We start from the raw sequence: 666 nt of genomic DNA, 5'->3' as shown, positions 1-666 counted from the left end.
CGGCTATCCGAAAAGGTAATTCGCCGTCTTATGAAGCAAGTAGGAGTGCAGGGAGTGAACAGAAAGAAGACAAGCTACAGTTCCTATCAGGGAGAAATCACGCCAGCTGTCCCCAATCTTCTAAAACGGGATTTCCACGCAAATCGTCCCAATGAAAAGTGGCTGACAGATATTACGGAATTTGCAATCCCTGCAGGCAAGGTTTATCTTTCTCCAATCATCGACTGCTTTGATGGCATGCCTGTTTGTTGGAGCATTGGCATCAGCCCGAACGCAGAGTTGACAAACGGAATGCTGGACAAAGCGATTTCTCTTCTAAAAGTCGGAGAGCACCCAGTTGTCCATACGGATCGTGGGTGTCACTATCGCTGGCCAGGCTGGATCAGTCGTATGGAAGCAGCACATTTGCATCGATCCATGTCCAAGAAAGGGTGCTCGCCTGATAATTCAGCCTGTGAAGGTTTCTTTGGGCGAATGAAGAACGAGATGTTTTATGGGGTTTCTTGGCTAAACGTTTCAATAGAGGAGTTCATTCATACAGTCGAAGATTATATGGTTTGGTATCGGGAAAAGCGAATTAAGATATCTCTTGGTGGACTTAGTCCGCTGGAGTATAGACAAAAACTCGGCCTATCGGCATAGTCCAAGATTTTGTCCGCACCCCCT

General features: G+C 46.8%; 1 protein-coding gene. It reads left to right on the top strand.

Features of this window, described 5'->3' with window-relative positions; all coding sequences use genetic code 11:
• Positions 1 to 642, top strand: a 642-nt coding sequence (locus IEY11_RS14595) for an IS3 family transposase (RefSeq protein WP_188886906.1), incomplete at its 5' end; no start/stop codon positions are given.
• Positions 643 to 666: the final 24 nt, after the last annotated feature.

It is taken from the genome of Butyricicoccus faecihominis (assembly GCF_014648015.1).
GTDB classification, from domain to species: Bacteria; Bacillota; Clostridia; order Oscillospirales; family Butyricicoccaceae; genus Agathobaculum; species Agathobaculum butyriciproducens.
This window is presented reverse-complemented; position numbering and strand designations above follow the sequence as displayed.